This is a genomic window from Mesorhizobium sp. P160927 (assembly GCF_057766385.1).
Window position 1 is genome coordinate 536,099 of record NZ_JBYMDW010000001.1, and the last position, 24,812, is coordinate 560,910.

Annotated in this window: 27 protein-coding genes and 1 pseudogene; 6 read left to right on the forward strand and 22 right to left on the reverse strand. The window is 64.1% G+C overall.

The features are described 5' to 3' along the window. Nucleotides 1-588: 588 nt before the first annotated feature. Both AC3CB8_RS02675 and AC3CB8_RS02680 read right to left on the reverse strand, forming a co-directional pair. Nucleotides 589-840, reverse strand: a complete 252-nt coding sequence (locus AC3CB8_RS02675) for a hypothetical protein (RefSeq protein WP_352595848.1) — start codon at nucleotides 838-840, stop codon at nucleotides 589-591. A gap of 10 nt (nucleotides 841-850) precedes the next feature. Next, nucleotides 851-1,387 (reverse strand): hypothetical protein, encoded by a 537-nt coding sequence (locus AC3CB8_RS02680; RefSeq protein ID WP_352563979.1) that lies wholly within the window; start codon nucleotides 1,385-1,387, stop codon nucleotides 851-853. Nucleotides 1,388-1,553: 166 nt separating this feature from the next. On the opposite strand from AC3CB8_RS02680, the pseudogene AC3CB8_RS02685 reads away from it, so the two are divergent. The 3 genes and pseudogenes from AC3CB8_RS02685 to AC3CB8_RS02695 all read left to right on the forward strand — a co-directional run bounded on the left by AC3CB8_RS02685 (nucleotide 1,554) and on the right by AC3CB8_RS02695 (nucleotide 3,064). After that, a pseudogene (locus AC3CB8_RS02685) lies at nucleotides 1,554-2,204 on the forward strand (XRE family transcriptional regulator). Nucleotides 2,205-2,455: 251 nt separating this feature from the next. Continuing rightward, nucleotides 2,456-2,785, forward strand: coding sequence for a nitroreductase family protein (locus AC3CB8_RS02690; protein WP_352563978.1), 330 nt, complete (start codon nucleotides 2,456-2,458; stop codon nucleotides 2,783-2,785). 27 nt (nucleotides 2,786-2,812) lie between these two features. After that, entirely contained in the window at nucleotides 2,813-3,064 is a 252-nt protein-coding gene (locus AC3CB8_RS02695) for a hypothetical protein (RefSeq protein ID WP_023771823.1), read from the forward strand. A gap of 119 nt (nucleotides 3,065-3,183) precedes the next feature. Here the strand turns inward: AC3CB8_RS02695 and AC3CB8_RS02700 are convergent, their stop codons facing one another. From AC3CB8_RS02700 to AC3CB8_RS02715, 4 genes are all read right to left on the reverse strand, one after another. Beyond that, entirely contained in the window at nucleotides 3,184-4,128 is a 945-nt protein-coding gene (locus AC3CB8_RS02700; protein ID WP_352563977.1) for an energy transducer TonB, read from the reverse strand. Continuing rightward, nucleotides 4,125-4,592, reverse strand: a complete 468-nt coding sequence (gene exbD, locus AC3CB8_RS02705; RefSeq protein WP_023771825.1) for a TonB system transport protein ExbD — start codon at nucleotides 4,590-4,592, stop codon at nucleotides 4,125-4,127. Before exbD ends, AC3CB8_RS02700 begins: the two co-directional genes overlap by 4 nt. Before the next feature lie 13 nt (nucleotides 4,593-4,605). After that, nucleotides 4,606-5,532, reverse strand: coding sequence for a tonB-system energizer ExbB (exbB, locus tag AC3CB8_RS02710; RefSeq protein WP_023771826.1), 927 nt, complete (start codon nucleotides 5,530-5,532; stop codon nucleotides 4,606-4,608). A gap of 66 nt (nucleotides 5,533-5,598) precedes the next feature. Beyond that, complete coding sequence (locus tag AC3CB8_RS02715) at nucleotides 5,599-6,252, reverse strand: ATP-binding cassette domain-containing protein (protein ID WP_352564049.1); 654 nt, start codon at nucleotides 6,250-6,252, stop codon at nucleotides 5,599-5,601. 305 nt (nucleotides 6,253-6,557) lie between these two features. Here AC3CB8_RS02715 and AC3CB8_RS02720 point away from each other — a divergent pair, with 305 nt between their 5' ends. After that, a complete protein-coding gene (locus AC3CB8_RS02720; protein WP_023784180.1) occupies nucleotides 6,558-7,244 on the forward strand; it encodes a cysteine hydrolase family protein in 687 nt (228 codons plus the stop codon). 6 nt (nucleotides 7,245-7,250) lie between these two features. On the opposite strand, the gene AC3CB8_RS02725 is transcribed toward AC3CB8_RS02720, so the two are convergent. Further along, a complete protein-coding gene (locus AC3CB8_RS02725; RefSeq protein ID WP_023784179.1) occupies nucleotides 7,251-8,192 on the reverse strand; it encodes an LLM class flavin-dependent oxidoreductase in 942 nt (313 codons plus the stop codon). A gap of 154 nt (nucleotides 8,193-8,346) precedes the next feature. Continuing rightward, a complete protein-coding gene (locus AC3CB8_RS02730) occupies nucleotides 8,347-8,502 on the reverse strand; it encodes a hypothetical protein (protein WP_352563975.1) in 156 nt (51 codons plus the stop codon). A 291-nt stretch (nucleotides 8,503-8,793) separates the two neighbouring features. Here AC3CB8_RS02730 and AC3CB8_RS02735 point away from each other — a divergent pair, with 291 nt between their 5' ends. Then, nucleotides 8,794-9,561 carry an SDR family NAD(P)-dependent oxidoreductase gene (locus tag AC3CB8_RS02735; RefSeq protein ID WP_023771830.1) on the forward strand — a complete coding sequence of 256 codons (768 nt, stop codon included), beginning with the start codon at nucleotides 8,794-8,796 and terminating at the stop codon, nucleotides 9,559-9,561. Between the two features lie 90 nt (nucleotides 9,562-9,651). Here the strand turns inward: AC3CB8_RS02735 and AC3CB8_RS02740 are convergent, their stop codons facing one another. The 10 genes from AC3CB8_RS02740 to AC3CB8_RS02785 all read right to left on the reverse strand — a co-directional run bounded on the left by AC3CB8_RS02740 (nucleotide 9,652) and on the right by AC3CB8_RS02785 (nucleotide 20,547). Next, the gene (locus tag AC3CB8_RS02740; RefSeq protein ID WP_352552996.1) at nucleotides 9,652-10,596 is read right to left on the reverse strand and encodes an ABC transporter permease; all 945 of its coding nucleotides are present in this window, start codon (nucleotides 10,594-10,596) and stop codon (nucleotides 9,652-9,654) included. Continuing rightward, nucleotides 10,593-11,648 (reverse strand): ABC transporter permease, encoded by a 1,056-nt coding sequence (locus AC3CB8_RS02745; RefSeq protein WP_352563974.1) that lies wholly within the window; start codon nucleotides 11,646-11,648, stop codon nucleotides 10,593-10,595. Before AC3CB8_RS02745 ends, AC3CB8_RS02740 begins: the two co-directional genes overlap by 4 nt. Further along, the gene (locus AC3CB8_RS02750) at nucleotides 11,648-13,135 is read right to left on the reverse strand and encodes an ABC transporter ATP-binding protein (protein ID WP_435053037.1); all 1,488 of its coding nucleotides are present in this window, start codon (nucleotides 13,133-13,135) and stop codon (nucleotides 11,648-11,650) included. The genes AC3CB8_RS02745 and AC3CB8_RS02750 overlap by 1 nt, the downstream gene beginning before the upstream one ends. Nucleotides 13,136-13,396: 261 nt before the next feature. Next, on the reverse strand, nucleotides 13,397-14,428 hold the full coding sequence (locus AC3CB8_RS02755) for a BMP family protein (RefSeq protein WP_352563973.1): 1,032 nt from the start codon (nucleotides 14,426-14,428) through the stop codon (nucleotides 13,397-13,399). A 153-nt stretch (nucleotides 14,429-14,581) separates the two neighbouring features. Continuing rightward, nucleotides 14,582-15,787, reverse strand: a complete 1,206-nt coding sequence (gene pcaF / locus AC3CB8_RS02760; RefSeq protein ID WP_352595851.1) for a 3-oxoadipyl-CoA thiolase — start codon at nucleotides 15,785-15,787, stop codon at nucleotides 14,582-14,584. A gap of 1 nt (nucleotide 15,788) precedes the next feature. Further along, nucleotides 15,789-16,589 (reverse strand): CoA-transferase subunit beta, encoded by an 801-nt coding sequence (locus tag AC3CB8_RS02765; RefSeq protein ID WP_352595854.1) that lies wholly within the window; start codon nucleotides 16,587-16,589, stop codon nucleotides 15,789-15,791. Continuing rightward, nucleotides 16,586-17,443 (reverse strand): CoA transferase subunit A, encoded by an 858-nt coding sequence (locus tag AC3CB8_RS02770; RefSeq protein ID WP_023794804.1) that lies wholly within the window; start codon nucleotides 17,441-17,443, stop codon nucleotides 16,586-16,588. The genes AC3CB8_RS02765 and AC3CB8_RS02770 overlap by 4 nt, the downstream gene beginning before the upstream one ends. Before the next feature lie 65 nt (nucleotides 17,444-17,508). Beyond that, a complete protein-coding gene (locus AC3CB8_RS02775; protein ID WP_352564048.1) occupies nucleotides 17,509-18,807 on the reverse strand; it encodes an NAD(P)/FAD-dependent oxidoreductase in 1,299 nt (432 codons plus the stop codon). 2 nt (nucleotides 18,808-18,809) lie between these two features. After that, nucleotides 18,810-20,180 (reverse strand): glutamine synthetase family protein, encoded by a 1,371-nt coding sequence (locus AC3CB8_RS02780; RefSeq protein ID WP_023784171.1) that lies wholly within the window; start codon nucleotides 20,178-20,180, stop codon nucleotides 18,810-18,812. 16 nt (nucleotides 20,181-20,196) lie between these two features. Further along, nucleotides 20,197-20,547, reverse strand: a complete 351-nt coding sequence (locus tag AC3CB8_RS02785; RefSeq protein ID WP_023771840.1) for a glycosyltransferase — start codon at nucleotides 20,545-20,547, stop codon at nucleotides 20,197-20,199. A gap of 6 nt (nucleotides 20,548-20,553) precedes the next feature. Between AC3CB8_RS02785 and AC3CB8_RS02790 the strand changes: the two genes are divergently transcribed. Next, on the forward strand, nucleotides 20,554-20,877 hold the full coding sequence (locus AC3CB8_RS02790; RefSeq protein ID WP_023771841.1) for a hypothetical protein: 324 nt from the start codon (nucleotides 20,554-20,556) through the stop codon (nucleotides 20,875-20,877). A 337-nt stretch (nucleotides 20,878-21,214) separates the two neighbouring features. Here the strand turns inward: AC3CB8_RS02790 and AC3CB8_RS02795 are convergent, their stop codons facing one another. From AC3CB8_RS02795 to AC3CB8_RS02810, 4 genes are all read right to left on the reverse strand, one after another. Then, entirely contained in the window at nucleotides 21,215-22,030 is an 816-nt protein-coding gene (locus AC3CB8_RS02795; protein ID WP_023771842.1) for a hypothetical protein, read from the reverse strand. A 281-nt stretch (nucleotides 22,031-22,311) separates the two neighbouring features. Then, on the reverse strand, nucleotides 22,312-23,073 hold the full coding sequence (locus AC3CB8_RS02800; RefSeq protein ID WP_023771843.1) for an SDR family NAD(P)-dependent oxidoreductase: 762 nt from the start codon (nucleotides 23,071-23,073) through the stop codon (nucleotides 22,312-22,314). A gap of 10 nt (nucleotides 23,074-23,083) precedes the next feature. Then, the gene (locus tag AC3CB8_RS02805) at nucleotides 23,084-23,896 is read right to left on the reverse strand and encodes an ABC transporter permease (RefSeq protein WP_023771844.1); all 813 of its coding nucleotides are present in this window, start codon (nucleotides 23,894-23,896) and stop codon (nucleotides 23,084-23,086) included. Next, nucleotides 23,896-24,786: an ABC transporter permease gene (locus AC3CB8_RS02810; RefSeq protein WP_198019198.1), complete on the reverse strand. Its 891-nt coding sequence runs from the start codon at nucleotides 24,784-24,786 to the stop codon at nucleotides 23,896-23,898. The genes AC3CB8_RS02805 and AC3CB8_RS02810 overlap by 1 nt, the downstream gene beginning before the upstream one ends. Nucleotides 24,787-24,812: the final 26 nt, after the last annotated feature.

Here is a 24,812-nt window from a genome sequence, read left to right on the forward strand (position 1 = left end):
GGTCCGACAGTAGGACTGAGGTCGCCATGAGGGGTGACCGCCGCGCGTTCCTGACTTGTACTGAATGATCCATTGGATTTGGTTGCGACACTCGATGATTCGGGTCGCCTTGGCCTCGCTGAAGTCCCATCTCAGGACCACGCGGGAATAGTTGTCTGCTTCCTCGCAAGTCGGGTTAAGAGCGCGCGGGGTTCTGCTTCTGCTCACTGTCTGAATTACCTTCCTGTTGAATTGATGTTTCCCGGCCCACCGAGGCTGCGCTGAACGTGGTGAAGCAATCTGGGCGCACGATGTGCCTCCAGACCAAAGCGCCGCTGCGCGCAGGGTACTTGCCTGTTAGGGGAGAGCCCGAAGGGGGCTGTGAGCTTGGGGCAAATGGTTCACCGGAGATGGCGACCTAACCCCCCTTCGGGATGGTGGTGCTGCTATATGCCGAGGTCGAGACGCATCTTCGCAGCAGCCTGAGCATGTCGGGTGAGCAACGCCCAGTCCCCACGCACAACGGCCCGCCTGAACTCTGGCAACTCGGCCTCGTCGATGTGCTCAGACCAGCTTTCGAGGGTCAGCCCGAGTGGCGCAAGGACTCTCCTAACGAGCCGTGAACGCAGCCTCGACCACCTGGGCCTCAAGCTGGTCCACGCCTGCCGCTTCAAAGTCGATGACCCCTGTTTCCGCGAAGGTGTCGACCACGGCCTGTTGAACTTCAACCGGCTGCGCTTCCGCCCATCGGTTCAAGGCCCTGTCAGCGCCATCAGAAAGCTCTTGATGGGTCTTCTCCGCCTTCTGCTCTGGCGTCAGGTCGTCGCCCGCGTCGTCATCAGCATCATGCTCAACCGCCACCTCGGGATTGTCACCCCGAGGCTGTTCTTGGACGGTCGAGCTTATCGGAAAGACCCATAGCCATAAGGCGCAACGGCCCGCGCGACCGCCTCGCCGTAGTCCTCCATGCTGATCTCGCCATCTTCAGCCATCTGCCGGGCCTGCTTGGTCCAAGCTGAATGCCGCCGATGGTCACCCGAAGGCTGTCGACAAAGGCGCGCGGCGGGACGGCAAAGGCGCTGCTATTGGAGGGAGGAGCCTTGGCATTAAGCTGCTCCACAGTGGTCTGGCCGTTGGTGACGGAGACGCGCTGGCTGAGTTGGCCCCGCTGCTGTGCCTGATACCAATGGTTGCCGGCTAAAGAGACCTCGGTCGCTGCTGCAATCTGGGCCTTCATGCGGGCCTCTTTCTCTAGGTGGGTCGCTCGGGCCGCGTCATAGCGCATCCGGTCAATAAGCTCCTCTCGCTGGGTCGTGGACATCGCCATCAAGGCTCGTTCCTGCTCGGTCGGTTCGCTGTAGGTGTGGCGTGCGCTGCCGCTCATCTGTTCTTCGCTGTATCTGGACATAGGTTGTTCCTTCAAAGTTGGTGGTCCCCGCGACATGATTGTTGCGAGGTTCTGGTAAGTCATGGTGGTGGTGTTGGAGCCGTCAGCGGCGAGGCTGGAGACCATAGCCATGAGCGGGTGGTGCTGGAGTGTGATCGGCCTCTGGAGGCGCTGGGGGAAGCAAAAAGTGTCCATTCGCGAGAACCTCGCTGCAAATCTCAGGCGGCTCTGCAAGGGCCAAGCTGATCTGCGACTACCTGCACGTCGAAGAAGCCGAACTGTACCGGGACCCCGGCATCCCCGAGCCGGCGGCTCTCGGCCTGCCGCCGATTTTCGAAAGCCTGTCACCCAGATGATCCGCCCACCCGCCCCGTCGATCGCCGGCGGCATCTATCTCACCTATTTTTCAATTCCGACCCGCTCCGATCTGCTGATGCGGTCGGTGACCTTCGTGCGGCGTGAGGCCGAGCTGGGCACGTTCCGCAGGGTCACCGGATGGTCGGAGCATCGTGGCTCGGCATGGGCGCGGGGACGCGGCAATCATTGTGGGGTGGCGATCTCGCGCCTTAACTGGATCTATTTCAGCGGCGTCAACCGCCGCCAGACAGGCGAGCCGTCGCTGATCTCGGTGCAATGGGCGCCTATCGCCGAACCGGTGCTGACGGGCAAGGCCATGCTTCTGACCGAAGCCGGGCCGGCATTCGTGTCCGTCATCATGCGGCAGGATAGGTCCAATATCAGGCCCAGGCATGCGATCCGCATGGCGCATGCCGTCAGGCTCGACGATCCCAGCCTCGACCAGCTCGTCGTCGGCCTCGCTCGGGACGGGCTGGCCTAGCCGCTTGCTTACGCTGGATAAGAACAAGAATATCCCGAAAAAGCGTATGCTAGCGATTGCCTACTCCATGGCCGAGTAAAATCGATTTTTTTAGACTTTCCCACAAGAAAGATATTTTAGCTGATATTGGATTTACTACAATTTTAACAGATCATTAACTCTCCCGACCTTACCTTTCTTCTCGCGGATCCCTTTCCGGGATCTTTCGACAAATCCCTTGGGGTCGGGAAATGTGGGAAAATGACCAAGAAGTGAACAACGCGCCATGCCCGTGCCTGATCCTGCGTTATGCCAGGCTCGACCGCACGATGTGGAAACATGGTGACGCCAACGCCCACCGCGTCGTGCTGATCGAGGCGGGCCACATTGGCCAGAACATGATGCTGGCGGCGACCAGGCACGGCTTGTCGGCCTGTCCGACGGCGGCGCTGAGCCATTCGGCGGTCAAGCGCCTTCTGAGCCTCGACCGCCTCACCGACCCGCCCATTCAGTTGACCCTCTCAACCCCGGAACTTGACACCGCATTCGGCCGGTCGACTAGCCGACCTAATATGTCCAGTTCAGCCAGTACGCATTCCTAGAGTTCCATCCGATGACAGGAGCAGAACATGTCAAATCAGGCCTTACGTCAGTCAGAGCTCGATAGTCTTCAATATATCGCGACGATGACCAATGAGCTGGTGCAGATGGCCGAAGCAAGCCGCTTCCCCATGATCTCCTATCTGCTCGGCATGGCCTATGCCGAGGCCTTCGACGTCTTGCGCGGCGCACGGCCAGCACGACATGCGCAACTCAGCGGCAACCCGATGCACCCCAAGGCACACGCGAAAGACAACCACGCTCAGCCAAGAACAGCGTAGCGAGACGCAATTGTCGGCCTTGCGGCACGGCTGGCTCGCGGCCGAGCCGTTGGGAGACGCTCGATACGCTGCAAAGCTTGCTGCCGCTGCTGAGAAACGCGGCCGCCGACCCACATGCATTAGTCCCGCAAACTGAACACGAATGGCGCTGTACGGCTGACGCGCGGGCCGAGTTCCGCCGGCGGCGCCGGCACGGTCGCGCCCTGCAGCACCGCCAACGCGGCTCGGTCGAGCTCGGCATCGCCGGACGAACGGGCGACCCGGGCCGACAGGACCCGGCCGGATGGGGCCATTGTGAAAGTCACGTTCACATTCCCCTGCGCGCGCCGGGATTTCGCGGCGCTTGGGTAGCGCTTGTGGCGATTGATCCACGCCGTCAGCCGCGATTCCCATTTGGCCGGACTGACACCCGAGAACCCGGCCGCCGATCTCGGCGCCGCCGCCTTGGCCGCAGGCTTGGCCTCGGCGCTCGCGGCACTTGCCGTCTTCGGTGGCTCGGCCTTTTTCTTCTTCGGCCTTGGCCTTGGCTTGTCGACCGGCTTTTTGACCTTGGCTTCGGCCGGTTTCTTTTGCTTGCGCCGCTCCGTCGGCTTTGCCCGCGGCAGCGGAACGACAGCCTCCGGCGCGACGGTCTCGACAATATCGGGGACGACCTCTTCCAGCGGCGGCTGTTCGACCGGTTCGGCCTTCGTCATCTCCGTGGGCTCATTGGGCGGGACCATCTCGGCCTCGGCAACAGGCTCCGCTTGCTCGGCCACCTTGTCAGGCTCGGCCTCGGCTGCCTTCTCGGTCTCTTCGACCGGCTCGGTCCGGTCGGGAATGGCCGCGTCGGGGATCGCGGCCTGTTCGGGCACCACCGGCGTTACCATCATCGGCGCCATTTCGATCACCAGGGCCGGTGGCGCTCCGCCATCCGACAGGTCGACCGGACTGAAATTCCGCACGGCATAAGCGACCGCGAAATGAGCCCCAAGCACAAGCACCGCCGCGGATGCCCATAGGCCAAGGTCGCGCCAGTCGAAGCGCGACAGCACCACCGTGGGCGAGGCGGCCGATTGCGTCATGGAGCGGCCGTTTTGCCTGGCGCCGGCGCGGCGATATCACCGGTCGGCGCGGCCTCCAGACCGACCAGCGCGATCTTCAGATAGCCGGCTGCCCGCAGCAGGTTCATCGCCTCCATCAGGTCGCCATAGGCGACCGCCTTGTCGGCGCGCAGGAATATCCGCGTCCGCTTGTCGCCCTTGGTACGGCTGCCGAGCGTGGCGGCAAAAGCCGGGCGCGGCACCGTGTCGTTGCCGATCGTTAGGCTGAGATCGTCCTTCAGCGTCAGGAACAGCGGCGTCTCCGGTCGCGGCGCCGGCGTCGCGGTCGAGCCGGGCAGGTCGACATTGACATCCACCGTCGCCAGCGGTGCGGCGACCATGAAGATGATCAGGAGCACAAGGATGACATCGATGAAGGGCGTGACGTTGATCTCGTGGCTTTCCTCGAGGTCGTCGTCCAGCGTCTGTCGAATTCTGCTCCTCATGGCGTCGCTCCCGCTACTCCGCCGCCAAGGCTGTCGCCGGCGCTATCGCGCGGAAGTCGAGGTCGCGGCTGACCAGCCGTTCGACGCCGGCCGAGGCGTCGGCGAGGATCTGCCGGTAGCCGGCTATCGAGCGGGCGAAGACGTTGTAGATCACCACAGCTGGGATGGCCGCGACGAGACCCATCGCGGTGGCCAGCAGCGCTTCGGCGATGCCCGGCGCGACCACGGCGAGATTGGTGGTCTGGGCCCGCGAGATGCTGATGAAGGCGTTCATGATGCCCCAGACGGTGCCGAACAGGCCGACGAAAGGCGCGGTGGAACCAATCGTCGCCAGAAGGCCAGTGCCGCGCGACATGCGCCGCGACGCAGCCGCCTCGATGCGCGACAGGCGCGAGCTGACCCGTTCCTTCAGTCCGTCACCGCCGACATGGTCGAGCGCATCGGCCGAAAGCGCGGCCTCTTCTTCCGCTGCCCGCACCAGGAGCGCGCCGGGGCCGCCACCGCGGTCGAGCGCGCGGCTCGCCTGCTTCAGCGTCGCGGCATCGCCGATCGCCAGGACGGCACGGCGGAGGCGCAGCTTGCCGTCGAAAATCTCCAGCGATTTGGCCAGCCATGTCGTCCAGGTGACGAGCGACGCGAAGGCCAGTCCAGTCATCACCGCCTTCACGATGATGTCGGCCGCCTTGAACATGCCCCATGGCGACAGGTCATGCGGCAGGTTCAGGTCCATCGCTCCGGCAGGCGCGGCCTCGGCCGGCGCTGTCGCGCTCGGCTGGCCGGCTGGCTGCGCGGGCGCCATGGCAGCTGGTGCTGCTTGTACCGGCGCGGCAGGGGCCTCAACCGCTGGAGAAGAGCCGGCCGGTTGCTCCTGGGCCATCGCCCCGGTTGTCCCCAGGATAAGCGATGCGACCACCGCCGCCAACAAACCATGTCTCGACATGAGCTTCTTCCTTGTTCTCACGGCGGCCAGCCGCTTGCTTGGTTCCTGCAATCGCTGGCGACGACTTCACCGCACATGGCCGACGGGTTGGCCGGTGACGGGATGCGCGAACACACCTATCTCGACGCAGAAAATGTCCTTGAGCACATCGCTCCGCATGATTTCGTCCGGTGTGCCGCGCGTCAGCAGCTTGCCGTCCTTCAGCGCGATCAGCTCATCGCGGTAGCGCGCCGCCATGTTGGGGTCGTGCAGCACCACGACGACGCACAGGTCGCGCTTGCGGCTGAGCTCCCTGACCAGGCCCAGCACCGCGACCTGATGTGCGAGGTCGAGCGCCGAGATCGGCTCGTCGAGCAGCATGACGCCGAAACGCCCAAGCGCGCCGTGCCATGGATAGCGTCCAAGCGTTGCCAGCTCGCGCACGGTCAAGCCCGTCGCCGCCGGCGTCGTCCGCGGCAGATAGGCAAGAGCCCGCGCCAGCTCGCGCGCGCCCCATTGGGATAGCGGCCGCGCGGCGAAAGTGATGGCGCCGGAGCTTGCCGGCTGCTGGCGCGCCAAAAGCTTGATCAGCGTCGATTTGCCCGAACCATTATGGCCGATCAGCCCGTAGACGCGCGTGCGCCGCAATTCGAGCGAGACCGGACCGAGCAGCGTCCGCCCGTTGACGGCGAAACACACTGCATCGATATCGAATGCTGTCTGGCTATCGGCTTCGCCCATGGTCACGGCATTTCTCCAGCCCGGCCGCCGCATTCCGATCCTGGCTGCGGAGGCAGGTGCCCGGTTGACTATGAAACATGAACTTGATAGTCAAGATTTAAGGTGACCGCAACACTCGGCAATTTGGGAATGCGCCGCAAAACTGAAACGCTCCAGGGCGGGCGTCATTGTTGCCGCGTACGGACCGTCGTTCGCGCAGCCGGCCGATCCGCGCCGGCGATCTCCGGCCCGGGCCGCATGTCGGCACCAGGTGTCGCCGCATCGATGCGGACGCGCTAGGGTGAGCCGGCGGCAAGGAGCTCCGGATGATCAACGCGACACCCTTCGACTACCCTTATGACGGCCGGCTGGTTGCCGAAAACACCGCGCTGGTCGTCATCGACCTGCAACAGGATTTCCTGTCGACATCGGGCTATTTCGCCAGGAAGGGGTATGACCCCTCGCCGCTGCGGGCGATCCTGCCCGTCGTGAACCGCCTGATCGCCGCCGCGCGCAAAGCCGGCGTCAGGGTCATCCACACCAGACAGGGTTACCGCGCCGACATGGCCGACATGATGCCCTACGAGAAATGGCGCCGCAAGCGTTCCGGCCTCGACGGCACCGACGTCCTGCTGCGCTCAGGCGCTGGGTTCCAGATCGTTCCGGAGATCGACGTCGCGCCGCACGACATCATCGTCGACAAGACCTGCAACAGCGCCTTCACCTATACGGATTTCGAGCTTGTGCTGCGTGCGCAAGGCATCACACATCTGATGTTTTCCGGATGCACGACGGATGTCTGCGTCCACACCACGCTGCGCGAGGCCTGTGACCGCAATTTCCAGTGCCTGACGATTTCGGACGCCTGCGCCAGCGGCGACAGACAAGCGCATGAAGCGGCGTTGCACATGGTGACGGTCGAGGACGGCGTCTTCGGCGTGCTGGCCGATTCGGACGCTGTCATTAAGGGCCTGTCGCGGCTTGGCGACAGGCCTGAAGCAACAGACGATTGATGGGCTTCACCCCGCTGCTCGCGTCTCCAATCCTGGGCGAGGCGCATAAGCTCCAGGCTGGAACTCGCTGGCCTCCCGGCGCGCCAGCGAGTTGCGCAGCAGCGCCAATGTTTCCCGGCCGGCCGTCGCGATCTCGCGCGGCGTGTCGACGCCGACGATCATGAACTCATCGATTCCGAGCCCGGCATAGGCGAGCAGCGACAGCGCGACCTGGGCCGGCGGGCCGGATAGGTCCACGGCCTTGTGGCCGGCGGCGGAAACACCCTGGTGGATCCTGACCGGAAGCGCGAAGCGCAGTTTGCCGGCACGGCCATGTTCGGCCGCGGCGCCACGTGCCCGCTCCATTAATTGCCTGATATCGTCGATCGGCCCCGGCGCCAGTTCGAAGACATCGGCATGCCGGCCGGCCACCTTCAGCGCCGTTCCGGATTGCCCGCCCATGCGCACCAAGAGGTCGGCGCCATGTGGGCCCTTGCGCGGCACATAACCGTTTTTGATGCTGTAGAACGCGCCTTCGTGATCGAAGGGCCGGTCGTTCGACCACAGCCGCTTCAACAGCACCAGATATTCGTCGATGCGCTGCCAGACGACGCCATGTCCGACCGGCCGCGTCTCGGCATCGTCGTCGTTCAAGGGCTCGCTGATCATCCTGAGCGCCAGCCGTCCGCCGCTCTGCCTGTCGATGGAGGCCAGCTGGCGGGCAGCCACCGTCGGTTCGATCACGCCGGCCCAGTGGGTGAGCACCACTTCCAGCGAAGCGGTGCGGTTGAGCACCTGCGACGCAAGATCCATGTTGGTCAGCAGCCCGGCCGAATCGTCGACGACGATCTTCTGGAAACCGCCGTCCTCGATCAGCCCGAGCTTGGTCGAGGTCTCGGCGAAGTCATAGAAAAAGGGAACCGCCGCGTCGGCGGTCTTGCCGGGTATATGCGTGAATTCGATCGGCATTGTCATCTCCTCCATCACTGGAATCACTGATGCTGTGAAATGCAAATCCTCAGGCGCGCGAAAACGCTCCGGGATCCGGCTCATTCAACTCCGATTGCCTGCAACTCCGATTGCCTGAAAGCTGTGGGGCAGCAGCCCCTGTCGATCCCGTGCCTTAGGGAATAAGGCCCAGCACGACTGCCCCGGTGAACACGAACGCAAGGGCAAAGACGAGATAGGCGAAAGCGCCGGCAAAGGCCGGGCGAAAGCCCTGGGCATTGGCCACTCGCTGGCCGTTGCTGTCGGTCTGGGCGTTCTGCAAATAGGACATGTCGACCTCCGTCTTGCCGATTAATCTATAAAATTTGTAGACTTTGTCGATTGCTATTTTCGCGCAACTGGCAGAATTATTTTCTCATAGAGAGCCAAAAATTGGTGTGAAGTTGCTGTTGGCATGGGTCCCGGCAACCGATCGGAAGAGCACGGCGGCATCGCTCCATGCGCATGGAGGGACCTATGTGCTTGTCATTGCTGCGCCTATTCGTGCATTGGCCAGTCGGTTCAGGAGGGGATAGCATCGCTGCCAGTCAACCTGATTATCCAAACGAGTGGGAGCAGAAAAATGGGCACAAGACTGGCCGGCAAGGTCGCCATCATTTCGGGCGGCGCGACGGGAATGGGGGGCGCGGCCTCGGAACTGTTCGCCGCCGAAGGCGCCAAGGTGGCGATCATCGACCGCAACGGTGCGGCCGCCGCGGCAACCGCGGCCGCGATACGCGCGCGGGGACACGTAGCCGAACACTGGGTGGCCGACGTGTCTGATGAGGCCCAGGTCGCGGCTGCGGTTACAGGGGCGACCGAAAAGCTCGGACCTGTCACCGTGCTGTTCAACCATGCCGGCACCATCGTGATTAAGCCGTTCCTGGAGACGACGGTTCAGGAATGGGACTGGCTGCACGCCGTCAATGTGCGCTCGATGTTCCTCATGACGCGTGCCGTGCTGCCCGGGATGATCGCGGCGGCCGGGGGCTCGATCGTCTGCACCTCGTCGATCTCGGCGGTGGCGGCAACGCCGAACGAAGTGCTCTACGACACCACCAAGGGCGCCTGCCACATGTTCGCCCGCGCCATCGCGGTGGAATTCCGCGACCGCAACATCCGTTGCAACGCGGTTTGCCCCGGTTTCATCCGCACGCCGCACGGTCTGCGGGAAGTTGCCGATCTCGGTAAGCTCGGCGTCGATGTATCCGATGCCGCACTTGCGGCGCAGCAGGGCCGCATCGGCGAGCCTGAAGAGGTGGCGAAGGCAGCGCTTTACCTGGCCAGCGACGAGTCCAGTTTCGTCAACGGCACGCATCTGTTTGTCGATAATGGGTTTACAGCGATGTGAGGCGTCCCAAGGTCCAGTCTTCATCCCGGGACAGCTTGACGCCCTTCCTCTCCCCCTCCGGAGGGATAGGAAGGACACCCAATCCTGAGTCTATCGCTCTTCCCTTCGAAACGGCTTGAGCAGCGCTGACGGCGCCATCGCGTTGCGCGACATGACGGCCATGGCGACGATGGTGAAGATGAACGGCAGCATCAGGAACGCCTCGTAAGGGATGTGGCCGAGGCCGCTCGCCTGCATGCGCAATTGCAAGGCATCGACGAAGGCGAACAGCAGCGCGGCCCCTGCCGAGCGCCAGGGATCCCAACGGCCGAAGACGACCAGCGCGATCGCCACCCAGCCGCGCCCGGAAACGACGCCGAAGGTGAAGGCGTTGAACTGCGCCATCGAAAGGAAAGCACCAGCGAACCCCATCAGGGCGCCGCCGAGAATGACGGCCTGGAAGCGCGTGGCAATCACGCTGACGCCGGCAGAGTCGGCCGCGCGCGGGTTCTCGCCGACCATGCGCACCGACAGCCCCCACGGGGTGCGGTAGAGGATGAAGGCGGCCAGAGGAACGGCCAGGATGGCCATGTAGACCAACACAAACTGATTGAACACCGCGGGTCCCAGCACTGGAATGTCCGAGAGAACCGGGATCGGCAGCGTCTGAAAACCCTTGATGCTCGGCGGCACCGGTTGCTGGCCGAAGATCAGCCGGTAGAGGAAATAGGCCAGCCCCGACGAGAACAGCGTGACGCCGATGCCGCAGACATGCTGGCTGAGGCCGAGCACCACCGTGAACAGCGCATGCAGCGCGCCCATCAGCATGCCGGTCAGCACCGCCACCAGCACACCGAGCCACAGGCTTCCACTGAGGCTGGTGGCGGTGAAGCCGGTCATGGCGCAGAGCAGCATGATGCCTTCGATGCCGAGATTGAGCACGCCGGCCCGTTCGGAGAACATTTCGCCGAGCGTCGCAAAGGCTAGCGGCGTGGCGATGCGGATGATGGCGGCGAGAAAGCCGACCTGAAAAATCTGTTCGAACACCGCGCTCATCCGACGGCTCCGACGCGACGGATGCGATAGGCCGTGAACAGCAGCGCCACCAGCATGGCAAGCAGCGCCGTGCCCTGGATGACGTCGCTGAGGAAGGCCGGCACGCCGGTGGCGCGCGACATCGCCTCGGCGCCGGTCATCACGGCTGCGAGGAAGATCGCCGCCGGCACGACGCCGAGCGGGTTGAGCCGCGCCAGCATGGCGACGACAATGCCGGAATAGCCGTAGCCCGGCGAGATATCGCTCATCACCTGGAAATGCACGCCGCCGACCTCGCCGACGCCGGCCAGCCCCGCCAACGCGCCCGACAGCAGCGCCGTCGACAGCAGCACGCGCTCGACATGGATGCCGCCATAGCGTGCCGCTTCCGGGTTTTCGCCGGTGACCCTGATCCGGAAGCCCAGCGTCGTGCGCACGATCAGGAACCAGACCAACGGGGCCGCGATAAGCGCCGCGACGACACCGAGATGCAGCCGCGTGCCTTCGACCAGCACCGGAAAGTTCGCCGAATCCTCGATCGGCGGCGAGATCGGATAGCCGCTGAAGCTGTCCTTCCACGGTCCCTCGATCAGCGCCATCAGGGCATAATAGATGACCGAATTGAGCAGCAAGGAGCTCACGACATCGTCGACCTTGAACTTTACGCGCAGCGTCGCAGGCACCAGCGCGACCGCCGCGCCCGCGGCCGCGCCCGCCAGAGCCATGAAAAGCATGGCAAGCGGTCCTGGCATCGGGATCGCACCGACGAAACAGCTCGCCACCGCGCCGGCCAGCAATTGCCCTTCCGCGCCGATGTTCCAGAACTTTGCGCGGAAGGCGACCGCCACCGCCAGCCCGGTAAAGATCATCGGGGCGGCACGGACCAGCGTTTCGGTGATGGCGTAGCTGTCGCCAAGCGAGGCCGTGAACATCACGCCGTAGGACTCGAACACCCCCGCCCCGGCCAGCGCGATCAGGCCGCTGCACAGGATGAGCGTAGCGACAATCGCCAGCAGCGGCAGCGCGAGGTTGAACCAGGCGGGCGTGGACGTGCGGACTTCGAGGCGGAACATCAGTGGCCCTCCGCGCCCGTCATCAGCAGGCCGAGCCGGGCGACGGTCGCGTCGGCACTGTCCAGCGTGCCGACGATGCGGCCCTCATACATCACCGCGATGCGGTCGCACAGCACCAGCAGTTCCTCCAGATCCTCGCCGATGACGATGATGCCGCAGCCCTTGGCGCGCATGTCGAGGAATTTTTCATGGATGAAGCGCGCCGCACCGATGTCGAGGCCACGTGTCGGCTGTGAGACGATCAGCACCTTCGGATCGAAAGCAAGCTCGCGCGCCAGAAGCGCCTTCTGCAGATTGCCACCGGACAGCGCGCCGGCGCGCGTCATCGGCCCGGGACATCTGATGTCATAGGCCTTGATCTGTTCTTCGGCGAAAGCGCGGATCGCATCCGGCTTGAGCAGGCCCTTGGCGGAAAAGGCTGAAGTACCGATGCGCGGCAGCACCATCGAATCGGCGAGCGGCAAATTGGTGACCAGCCCCGTCGTCATGCGATCTTCCGGGATGCGGCCAAGGCCGAGTGCCTGCACTTCGCGCGGCGAGAAGCGCACGACCTGTTTGCCGGCTATTGTCATTTGACCGCTGTCGGGCGCACGCGTGCCCGAGATAGTCTCCGCGAGCGCCCGCTGACCATTGCCGGAGACGCCGGCGATGCCGAGGATTTCGCCGGCACGAACCGCGAGTGAGACATCGCGCAACGCCGTGCCGGAATGCTTCGAGGTTGAAATGCCTTCGAGCGTCAGCACATCGGCGCCGGGCGTCGACGATCCTCTTGCCGGCGGCACGATCTCATGGCCGCACATCAGTTCAGCCATTGCAGCCGACGTCGTGTTGGCTGGGTCGTCGACACGGCCCGCGACGCGGCCATGCCGCAGCACGGTGCAGCGATGGGTCAGCGCCCGCACCTCGTTGAGCTTGTGCGAGATGAAGATGATGCCCAGGCCTTGCGCCGCCATCGAGCGTAGGGCCGAAAACAGTCCGTCGACCTCGCTCGGCGCCAGCACCGCCGTCGGCTCGTCAAGGATCAAGAGCTTGGCGCCGCGAAACAGCGCCTTGACTATTTCGAGCCGCTGTTGCTCGCCGACCGACAGCGCCGAGACCGGCTGATTGGGATCGAGAGTCAGCCCGTGCTGGCTGCTGATTTCAGCAAGCCGCGCCAGCCCGGCGCTGCGGTCGATTCGTCCCGATTTGCCAGGAATACCGATGAGCAGATTTTCCAGCACGGTGAGCCGTGGCGCCAGATGAAAATGCTGATGCACCATGCCGATGCCCGCGGCCAGCGCATCGGCCGAGCTGGGGATCCTGACTGGCTGGCCCTGGATCAGGATCTCACCGGCATCCGGCGCGTAGGCACCGAACAGCACGTTCATCAATGTCGTCTTGCCGGCGCCGTTCTCGCCGAGCAGCCCGAGGATTTCGCCCGGCGCCACGCTGAGATCCACAGCCTCGTTCGCCTTGACGGCGCCGAAGGTCTTGGTGATGCCGCGCATTTCGATGAGTAGGGCGGACGTCGGCAAGGGGTCTCCTGACTTTGCGATCCAGCTTAGCCCCCCGGAGAGCGGCGCTGCACCCCCTCTGGCCTGCCGGCCATCTCCCCCTCAAGCGGGGAGATCAGATGTCACTTCGGCTCTCGGCACCACCAGCGTTTGGAGAGACAAGCACTGCCGGCGAGCTGCAATCTCCCGCCTTGAGGGGGAGATGGCCGGCAGGACAGAGGGTGGCGCCACGCGCCAGCCCCTCAACCATTAGCGTCAATCCGAAACCGGCGTGTTCTCGTCGACGTCGACGCGGAAATTGCCTTCCAGGATCTCGGCCTTCTTCTTCTCGACCAGATCCTTGACCTCGGCGGGCAAGGTCTTGTCGAACTTGTGGAAGGGCGAAAGATACGAACCGCCCTTGGCCATGCGCGAGAAATCGCCATAATCCTGCGCCGTGTAGACACCGGCCTTGACCAGCTTGATCGCCTGCTCGACCGTCGGGTACATGTCCCAGACCGGACCGGTGATGACGGTGTCGGGGCCGAGACTCGACTGGTCGGACATGTTGGAGATGGCGAAGATCTTCTTTTCCACCGCCGCCTCGATGACGCCGAAGCGCTCGGCATAGATGACATCGACCCCGGCATCGATCTGCGCCACCGCGGCTTCCTTGGCCTTGGGCGGATCGAAGAAGGAGCCTATGAAGGCGACCTTCTTCTTGACGTTCGGGTTGACCTCCTTGGCGCCGGCGAAGAAGGCGTTGACCAGCCGGTTCACTTCCGGAATGCCCATCGCCGCCACCGCGCCGACCGTGCCTGACTTCGACATCTTGCCGGCGATCATGCCGGAGAGATAGGCGGGCTCGTGGATCCAGTTGTCGAACACGCCGAAATTCGGCTCGGCCGGCCCGGCGCCAGAGCCGAACAGCCAGGCTGTCTTGGGAAACTGCTTTGCCGTGCGGCGCGATTCACGCTCGGCGGCGAAGGCATCGCCCAGCACCAGCTGGTACCCGCCCTGCGCACATTCGCGCATGACGCGGCTGAAGTCGGCGGTCTGGACCTTTTCCGACCATTTGTATTCGATGCCCAATTCCTTCTCGGCCTTCTGCAAGGCGACGTGGATCTGGTTGTCCCAGGGTTCCTCGATCGGCGTGGCGAAGATCGCCGCAACCTTCAGTTTTTTGCCCGCCGCGAAGGCCGCACCCGGCAGCATCGTCGCGGCCAGGCCAAGCGCGCCGAGCTCCAGCACGTTGCGCCGCGACAGCCCTTCGCGCATCGAATGAGATCTGTTCTTCCGGTCTTCCATTGAAGTGCCCCTCTGTTTGACAGCCGTGTCGAGCCGGCCGTTCCTGAAATCAGACAGGGAACTATGGAACGGGTCCGGACTTTTGTCCACATGGTCAAATTTGGCAGGCTCGAGCATATCCACTCTCCTGGCCCAGCCAGGAAGGGCGATTGTTCAGGCCCGTTCGAGCGCGATGGCAATGCCCTGGCCGACGCCGATGCACATGGTGGCCAGCGCGTAGCGGCCGCCGCGCTCACGGAGCTCCAGCGCCGCCGTGCCGGATATGCGCGCGCCCGACATGCCCAGGGGATGGCCAAGTGCGATGGCGCCGCCATTCGGGTTCACGTGCGGCGCATCGTCGGCAATACCGAGCTGGCGCAGCACGGCGATGCCTTGCGAGGCAAAGGCTTCGTTGAGTTCGATGACATCGAATTGTTGCGGCGTCAGGCCAAGCCGCGCGCAGAGCTTCTGCGTCGCTGGCGCCGGACCGATGCCCATGATGCGCGGCGCGACCCCGGCGGCGACCCCGCCAAGAATACGGGCGATCGGCGTCAGCCCGTATGTCTTCACCGCCGCTTCCGAGGCAACGATCAGTGCCGCCGCGCCGTCATTGACGCCCGACGCATTGCCGGCCGTCACCGTGCCACCTTGCCGGAACGGCGTCGGCAATTTGGCCAGCGCCTCGACGGTTGTGCCGGCGCGAGGATGTTCATCCTTCGACACGATGACCGCATCGCCCTTGCGCTGCGGGATGGTCACCGGGGTGATCTCCTTCGCCAGCCGGCCATTGGCTTGTGCGGCGACAGCCTTGTCCTGGCTGTGCACGGCAAAGGTATCCTGGTCCGAGCGGGAAACCGCGAAGTCTTCCGCCACATTCTCGCCGGTCTCCGGCATGGAATCGACGCCATACTGCCTCTTCATCAGCTGGTTGACGAAGCGCCAGCCAATGGTGGTGTCGTAAATCTCGGCATTGCGCGAGAAGGCAGCGTCGGCCTTGGGCATGACGAACGGCGCGCGGCTCATCGATTCGACACCACCCGCGATCATCAGTTCCGCCTCGCCGGCCTTGATGGCACGCGCCGCGATGGTCAGCGCATCCATGCCCGAGCCGCACAGGCGATTGACCGTCGAGCCCGGTATCTCCTTCGGAAGTCCAGCCAGCAGCAAGGCCATGCGTGCCACGTTGCGGTTGTCCTCGCCGGCCTGGTTGGCGCAACCATAGACGACGTCGTCGATCCGCTGCCAGTCGATGCCGGGATTGCGTTCGGCCAGCGCCTTCAAGGGGATGGCAGCAAGGTCGTCGGCACGAACCGAAGACAGCGAACCGCCGAAGCGACCGATCGGCGTGCGGATGTAGTCGCAGATATAGGCCTGGGCCATTTTATGCAGCCTTTGTTTTTCCGGTTCCCTCATGCGCCGCCTTGGTGCGGGCCTGCAGGTCGCGCAATGTCGCGAGTTCGAGTTCGCTTGGCGCCGGTGTTTCGTCAAGCGCCTCGGCGAACTTAACAACCCAGCCACAGCTCTCCTGCACCTGCTGACGGGTGACCCCGGGATGCAGAGAGACAACGGTGAATTCCTTGGTCACCGGATCCGGCTTCCAGATGGCGAGATCGGTAATCAGCAATGTCGGGCCGGATGTATGGATGCCCAACCGCTGTCGGTGGTCGCCGCCCTCGCCATGGCCGAAGGAGGTGAAAAAATCGATCTTCTCGACCATGCCGCGCTCGGTTTGCGCCATGGTGATGTAGATCTCCTTCGACGACGTCGCGATCTCCGGTGCGCCACCGCCGCCGGGCAGTCGGGTCTTGGGATGGAAATAGTCGCCGATGACCGTGGTGTTGATGTTGCCGAACTTGTCGAGTTGCGCCGCGCCCAAAAAGCCGATCGAAATGCGGCCGCCCTGCAGCCAGTAGCGGAACATCTCCGGCACGGCTACGGTGGTGACGGCGGTTTCGCACAATTCGCCATCGCCGATCGACAGCGGCAGCACGTCGGGCGCCGTCCCGATCGTGCCGCTCTCATAGATCAAGGTCATGTCGGGCGCATGCGTCAGCCGCGCGACGTTGCAGGCCGCGGACGGCGCGCCGATGCCGACGAAGCAGACGTCGTCATTCCTCAGCGCCCGGCTTGCGGCGATGGTCATCATCTCATTGGGGGTGAAGCCGAGATGATTGTCGCTCATGCCGCTTTCCTCAAATGATCCACCCGGGCCGCGAAATCGTCGGCGCTCTTCTCGATCACGTTGGCCTGCATCCAGGCCCGGAATTTTTCGCGGTCGGCGGCAATCTCGTCCCATTCGAGATAGGCCGCGTTGTCGCGCGCGTAATAGCCATGGGCATAGGAGGGGTGCGAACCGCCCGGCACGACCGAGATCGCCGCGATCGCCCAACGCGGCAGCACGGTCAGATTGGGATGGAGATCGTCAAAATTGTCGACCACCTCCTCGACCGTCACCACGGCGCGTTTGGCCGCCAGGACCGCTTCCTTCTGGATGCCGATGATGCCCTCTACCAGCACATTGCCTTTCCGGTCGGCTTTCTGCGCATGGATGAAAGTGGTATCGGGCCGGATGGAAGGCACGGCCGCCAGCACCTCGCCGCTGAACGGACAAGTCACCGATTTGATGTTCGGATTGACATCAGTCAGCCCGGTGCCGCGGTAGCCGCGGAACACCGCGCAGGGCAGGCCGGCCGCGCCCGCCTCATAGGCATTGGCCATGCCGGCATGGCTGTGTTCCTCGACCTCGATCGACCGGGGAAACCCGTTCTCGATCGCATCGCGGGCGCGCCGCAGCAGGCCGACACCGGGATTGCCGAGATAAGAGAAGACGATCTTCTTGGCCATGCCCATGCCGATCATCTGGTCGTAGATCAGGTCCGGCGTCATGCGGATCAGGGTTAGGTCGCGAAACCCCTGGCGGATCGCCTCATGCGCTGCGGCTGTCGGGATCAGATGGGTGAAGCCTTCGAAGGCGACCACGTCGCCATCGTTGAGGTTCTCCGCAACGGCCTGCTTGAGCGGCAGGAATTTGACCATTGATCGGGCTCCGATTCAAAAAGGCCGTCCCGCCAGGGTCTGAAAGTGGCGAAACTACACACCCCTCAATGCTTGATCCTATCCCGCATCGCGTACCAAAGCATGCCCAGCACATAGAGCGGCCCGCGCAGCGCCGTGCCTCCCGGGAACGGCATTGGTGTCAACGTCGAGAACAGGTCGAGCCGTGAGGCGTCGCCGGTGATCGCCTCGGCCAAAAGCTTGCCCGAGAGCGTCGACAGGATGACGCCCTTGCCGGAATAGCCGTGCGCGAAATAGACTTCGCCATAATGCCCGACATGCGGCAGCCGCGAGGTCGTTACCGACACCAGCCCGCCCCAGGCATGATCGATGCGGCAGCCCTTGAGTTGCGGAAAGGTGCTCTCCATGTGCGGCCGCACGAAACCGGCAATGTCGGCCGGCGGTGACGGCGTGTAGCGCTCGCCGCCGCCGAACAGCAGGCGTCCATCCGCGGACATCCGGTAATAGTTGACGACGAAGCGTGTATCGGACACCGCGACATTGGCCGGGATGACGTTTCGCGCGCCCTCCAGCGGCTCGGTAGCGACAATGTAGTTACCGACCGGCATGATGCGGCTGTTGACGCGCGGCTCCAGCCCGTTGAGCAGCGCGTCGCCCGCCAGCACGACATGTCGGGCCCGCACCGATCCCTTTGCCGTCGAGACCCGGATCGAGGGTTCGCGCTCCAGCTTCACGGCCACCGAATTTTCGTGGATGAACACGCCGGCCGCCACAGCCGCGCGGGCAAGCCCAAGCGTGTAGTTGAGCGGGTGCATGTGGCCGCCGAGCGGCTCATACATGGCGCCATGATAAGGCGTGTCGACCTTGGCCCGAGCCGCCGCCGCCGAGAGTATCTCGACCTCGCGGAATTTCATCGCGCTCTCGAGGCACTTGGCCTCTTCTTCCAGATCCCTGAGATCGGATCCGTTGACCGCGCCGACCAGATGGCCGGTCAGCCTTAGATCGCACTCGATGGCATTGCGCTCGATGAGCTCGAGCACCAGGCCGCGCGCTTCGAAAGCGAGATCGAACAGCATCTTGGCCCGCTCGGCTCCGTAGATCTTGACCAGACCCTTGGCGCCTTTGCGCAGGCCGGGGATCATCTGGCCGCCATTTCGGCCCGATGCGCCCCAGCCGATCTTGCCGCCTTCGAGCAGCACCACCTTCAGCCCGCGTTCGGCGGCGTGAAGGGCGGCCGACAGCCCGGTGCAGCCGCCGCCGACGACGACCAGGTCGGTTTCGACATCGCCGACGAGCGCCGGATGGTCCGGCGCCGGATTGGCGGTGGCGACGTAGTAGGATTTGCCGATATCGAGACCGGAATTGAACCCCGTTAAAGATTCCATCATCACACCTTCAGCAAGAGGTGATCGCGTTCCCAGCTCGTCACCACGCTTTGGAATAGGTCGAGTTCGACGCTCTTGACGCGCAGATAGGTCTGGAAGAAGTCCTCGCCGAGCAATTCGCGTACCGGGCCGCAGGCGGCGAAGCGGTCGAGTGCCTCCTCCATGGTCTTCGGCAGCGTGCTCCTGATCTTGTAGGCGTTGCCCGACGCCTCGGCCGAGCGCGCCAGTTTCTGCTCGACGCCCAGATAGCCGGCAAGCAGAGACCCGGCGATCGCCAGATAGGGATTGCAATCCGCCCCAGGCAGCCGGTTCTCCACCCGCCGCGCGGCGCGTCCTCCCGCCGGCACGCGCAGGCCGCAGGAGCGGTTGTCGTGCGACCACTCGATATTGGCGGGTGCGCTGTGGTTGGGCCTTATGCGGCGGAAAGAGTTCACGTTTGGCGCGAACAGCGGCATGATTTCCGGAACATATTTCTGCAAGCCGCCGATGAAGTGTCCAAACATCCCGGTATCGGCATCGTCGCCGCTGGCGAAAAGCGGGTTGCCGGCCTCGTCGACGACCGACATGTGCAGATGCATCGAGCTGCCGGCTTGCGCCGTGATCGGCTTGGCCATGAAAGTCGCATGCATGCCGCATTGCTGCGCGGCCTGCCGCGTAAACCGCTTGAACAAAAGCACCTGGTCGGCCAGCGGCAGGGCGTCGCCATGCAGCAGGTTGATTTCCAGCTGCGCCGTGCCCGATTCATGGATCAGCGTATCCAGCGGCAGACCGGCCGCCGCTGAATAGTCGTAGATGCGCCGGATCACCGGCTCGAATTCTTCCAGCGCTGCCATGTCATAGGGATGCTGCACACCCTCGGCGCGACCATTGGCGCCGACCGGGGCGGTCAGCGGTTTGTCCGGATCGGGGTTCGGCGCGATCAGATAGAATTCGAGTTCCGGCGCCACCACCGCGCGCCAGCCGCGCTGGCGATAGAGATCGAGCACGGCGCGCAGCACGTGGCGTGGCGAGGCCATCCATGGCCTGCCGTCCATGTGGAACGCGTCGGCGAAGACATAGGCCTTGCCCGCCCCCGCACCCGGCGCCAGGCACAGCGTCGAGACATCGGGCACCATGCGCATGTCGGGGTCCGAATAAGCAAAACCCTCGTCGATAGAGCCGGAATAGCGACCGTCGATGCTGACCAGGAAGGCGCTGCTCGGCAGATAGAGCGCGCGGTCTTCCAGCGCCTTGAGGAGTTTGGCGGTCGGCAGCGCCTTGCCGCGCAACACGCCGTTCATGTCGGGCACCAGGCATTCGACCTCGGTGATGCCGTGCTGCGTGAGCCAGGCCTTGGGGTCGTTGGTCGCGGTGTTAGTGTTTTTGTCGGGCATTTCGTTCAAGTCCGTATCAGAGAGAGAGTATGGCTTGCGCGGCCATTTCCGTTCCGGGTTGCAGCGCCATCCGGGCTGCATTGTCCCTGAGGCGGGCGCGCATGGCGTCATCGGCCAGCAGGCCGAGAATGGCTCTCTTCAATCCCCCTTCGGTCCAGCCGTCGCGGCCGATATGATCGCCGACGCCGGTTTCTCCGGCGCGTGGCGCATTGTCGTGCCCGTCCCAGCAATAGGGCATGATCAGCGACGGCACGCCGAAGCGCAGCGCCTCGCAAAAGCTGTTATTGCCGACGTGGATGAACAGGTCAGACTTCGGCGCCACCGAGGGCTGCGGAACCCAGGCGTCGACGTAGACATTATCGGGCACCGCGCAATGGTGGATGAAGGCTGGACGCCCCGGGCGCGCAAGGCCTGTGCGATGCCAATGCAGTTCAGCGCGGCGCCAGGGCCCGCCTTGGAAAACAGCGCGACGGTCGGGCTGGCTTTACGCGTCAATTCATCCTCTTCAATCCGGCCGGCTGATCACGCCGAACAGTGCGGCTCCGTGCCTGGCCGCCTGCGGTCGCCGGCTGCGGGAGAGGCGCAGGTGGATGCGAAACAGATCGGCACCCAGTTCATATCGCCGGTTGTCGAGATGGTCGAGTGTATTGAGGTGCTCGCGCAACGATTGCTTCAGCCGGAAGACGTTGATGCATGAGTCGGAGCGGCTGGGTGTGTGTAAAACCGGCGGCGCGGCAGAGCCGCGCCGTTCGACGTCGCTCCGGCTCGATCCGGTCGAGTCTCGTCGCCGTATCGCCGATCGAACGCAGATAGGTCGTCAGTCGCGGCAGTGCGCCAAGGACGCCGGCAGCAGATTGGCCGCGCCATGCAATTGCAGGAAAAATGTCTAGCGATTTTCGCCGGCAATCGGGCCGAAGCGAGGAGCGGTTCTGCGTTGTCGTTGAACGGCAGCGGCTCCAGGAGGACAACAATGCCGCCGGGCCAAGCCCAGCGGCATCTCCTTTGGTGACTACTGCCTTTTCAGCGACGAACCGCTACGGCGTCGTTCCCGCCTGAAGCTTGGCCGCCGTCTGGTCGATCTTGCCGGCAAGAACACCTTGGGCCCAGGCCGTGACCCCGGCGTCGACCGGTTTGTTGGCCATGTCCGTCAGCGCCGCGTCGAGCGATGCATCATCGGTGCCTACCGCTGCAGCGGCAGCCGCGGCCACGGCCTCATCGGCCGCCGTATTGTCGGCGTCGACCACCGCCTGCTGGGCGGTGATGTCAGCCTGCAGCGCCGATATCTGGCCGGGCAGGGCCGCCTGCTGTTCAGGTGTCATGGCGTCGATTTCGGCCTGAGACAGCGACGTCAGTGCGCTCAACTGCGAATTCAGCGTATCCAGTTGAGCCTGGGCCGCAGCAGCCGTAGCAGCGGCCGCCGCAGCCGCGGCCTGCGCATTCTTGGCTTTCGCGGACTGCGTCACGAATGCCTGAATGGCGGCGAACTTCTTGCTCTTGGAGTGCGTATAGGCGTTGACGTTGCGCTGCAGCGAGTTCAGCCGGCCGAGCTTGGCGTGGATGTTCTTGTCCTTGGGTACGGATGAGACCTTTGTGTCCGTGTCAACCGTGGTGTCGGCCGTTGTGTCCGTTTCCGTCTTGCCTGCCCGGCCCGGTGCCGACGACGACTTGCCGTGCGAAGCACCGCTGTTGCCGTTGCCATTCCCATGGGTGCCGCCATTGCCATTGCCATTGCCGCCGCCATTGCCTCCAGCATTGCCGCCGCCATTGCCATGCCCATTGCCGGCGAGCGCCGGAGACGCCAGAAGCGCCAATGCGGCAACGGCCGCGAACAGTGTTTTCCGGTTTGTCATGGTAATCTCCTCGGGAATCGCCGCACTCGCCCACCGCTGAACCACCTGCGTATGAGAAATCGCTAATGATACCCGGTAAACTTTAGACAAATGCGGTCTCAATCCGAGAGCGCGCGCTGTGCCGTACGCATAACAAGTTGAAAAGAAACAGAAAAACACCCTGTGACCTAGCATGGCACTGAAGTCCCATGCCCGCTAGACCTTGGTCTTGTGCCGTCCGGCATCCAGCGAAACGACAGAAAAAGCGGCTTAAATGGAAAGGTCGATCGATGAAAGCAGCGTCAGCCGATGCTCTCGCCGCCATCTATCACCAGCGCCTGCCCGGTCATGAAGGATGAACGGTCCGAGACGAGGAACAGGATCGCCTCGGCGATCTCTTCGGCCACCGCCCAGCGCCCCATCGGGATCTTGGTGCGGACATAGGTTTCGATCGCCTCGCGTCCGCCCATCTGGGCGATGAACGGCTCGTTGAATGGGGTGTCGACCCAGCCCGGGCAGAGCGCGTTGACGCGCACATTGTGCCGGGCATAGTCGAGCGACATCTGCCTGGTCATCGCCACCACCGCGTGCTTCGACGTCGCGTAGGCGATCATCTCGCGGTCGTAGAACACACCCGAATTCGAAGCCGTGTTGAGGATGACGCCGCCGCCTTGCGCGATCATCGACGGCATGACGATCCTCGCCGCGAGGAATTGCGCCCGCACATTGACCCGCCAGGAGGCGTCCATGCCGGCGGTCTCGACCTCGGTCAGCGTGCCGCCGACCTGGATGCCGGCATGATTGTGCAGGATGTCGATGCGTTGATATCTGTCGAGCGTACCGACGATGAGCTGGTCGACCGCATTGTCGTTCGAGACGTCGGTCGCGATCGCCTCGGCCCGGCCGCCTGCCGCCCGGATATCCGCGGCCGTTGCCTCGCCGGCGGCCTCATCCCTGTCGGCGATAATGACCACCGCGCCTTCCCTGCCCATGATCATGGCGCCGGCACGTCCGATGCCGGAGCCGGCGCCTGTCACCACGGCGATGCGGTCTTTGAGGATCATGGAGCGGCTTTCAGTTTGACGGCTTGCGCTGGCGCAGCTGCCATTGGGCAAGCACCACGAGCAGGACGGAGGCGACGAGCACGATCGTCGCGATGGCGTTGATCTCCGGCGTTACGCCGCGCCGGATAGAGGCAAAGACATATATCGGCAGCGTCGTCTGCGCGCCGGCGACGAAGAAGGCGACGATGAAGTCGTCGAAGGAGAAGGTGAAGGCGAGCAGGAAACCGGCGACCACCGCCGGCATGATCTGCGGCAGGACGATCGAGCGGAAGGTCGTCAACGGCGTGGCGTATAGATCGCTGGAGGCCTCGACCAGATTGCGATCGAGGCTGCCGAGCCGCGTGCCGACGATCATCGTCACCAGCGCCATCGAGAACAGGCCATGCGCGGCGATGATCGAGCCGTAGCCGAGCGACAGGCGCGGCGGCTGGTCGCCCGGCCAGACCGAGGCGAGGAACGGATTGACGACCGCGAACAGCTGAACGAGTGCAACCAGCGTCGAGATCCCGATGACGACGCCCGGAACGACGATCGCCGCGCCAAGCAGCCCGTCGAAGACCGCGCGGGTTCTGGCGCCGACACGCGCCAGGCCAAGCGCCGCCGCGGTGCCGAACACCGCCGCCAGCAGGGCGCTGGTGGTGGCGATGAACAGGCTGTTCTTCAGCGCCTCGACCAGGAACGGGTTGGACAGGGCCTTGCCGTACCACTGCACCGAGAAACCGGTGAACTCGCTGGCATGGTGGCCGGCGTTGAAGGAAAACAGCACGACCAGCACGATCGGCAGGTAGAGGAACGCAAAGACGGCAATGACGAAGGCGCGCATCAGATGAGGTCCACCCGGCGAGCGCCCGCAACGCGGTTCGAAATGCGGTTGGCGACAATCAGCACCACCACCGAGACCAGCACCAGCGTGATCGCGATGGCCGACCCGAACGGCCAGTTGCGCGACTGCAGGAAGAGGTCGACCAGCGCGTTGCCGATGAAGAACACCTTGCCGCCGCCGAGCAGCGTCGGGATCAGGTATTCGCCGAGCAGCAGGATCATGACCAGCGAGAAGCCGGTCATCACGCCCGGCAGCGACAGCTTCAGGGTCACGCCGACAAAGGTCGACAACGGCGTCGCGCCGAGATCGGCGGAGGCCTCCAGCAGCCTTCGGTCGAGCCGTTCGAGGCTGACATAGATCGGCAGGATCATCAGCGGCAGATAGCCGTAGACGATGCCGAGCAGGACTGCGCCCGGCGTGTTGATCAACCTGACATCCTCGATGCCGGCAAAGGCGAGCAGCGCCGGGATGCCGCGTCCACCCAGAATGTACATCCACGCATATGTCCGCATCAAAAGGCTGGTCCAGAACGGAATGACGACCAGCGCGAGCAGGATCAGCCGCCAGCGCTGCGGCGCCTGCAAGGCGAGGTAATAGGCGACCGGATAGGCGACAAGCAGGCAGGCGAGCGCGCCAACTGGCGCCAGCACCATCGTGTTCCAGAACGCGGTCGCCCGTGCCGGGAGATTGGCATATTGCGCCAGCGTGAAGGCTGCCTGGTAGCCGCCCTCCGGCGCCCGCTCGCCGACGCTGAACACGGCGATGGCGATGAATGGCAGCACCAGGAACACCACCAGCCATGCCGTCGCCGGCGCGAGCAGCAAGGCGGTCAGAAAATTACGCCGAAATCTGTTGCCGTGCATCGAAACCGCCCCGGTGCCGGCGGGCATGGGCCCGCCGGTCGATTGTCTTTATC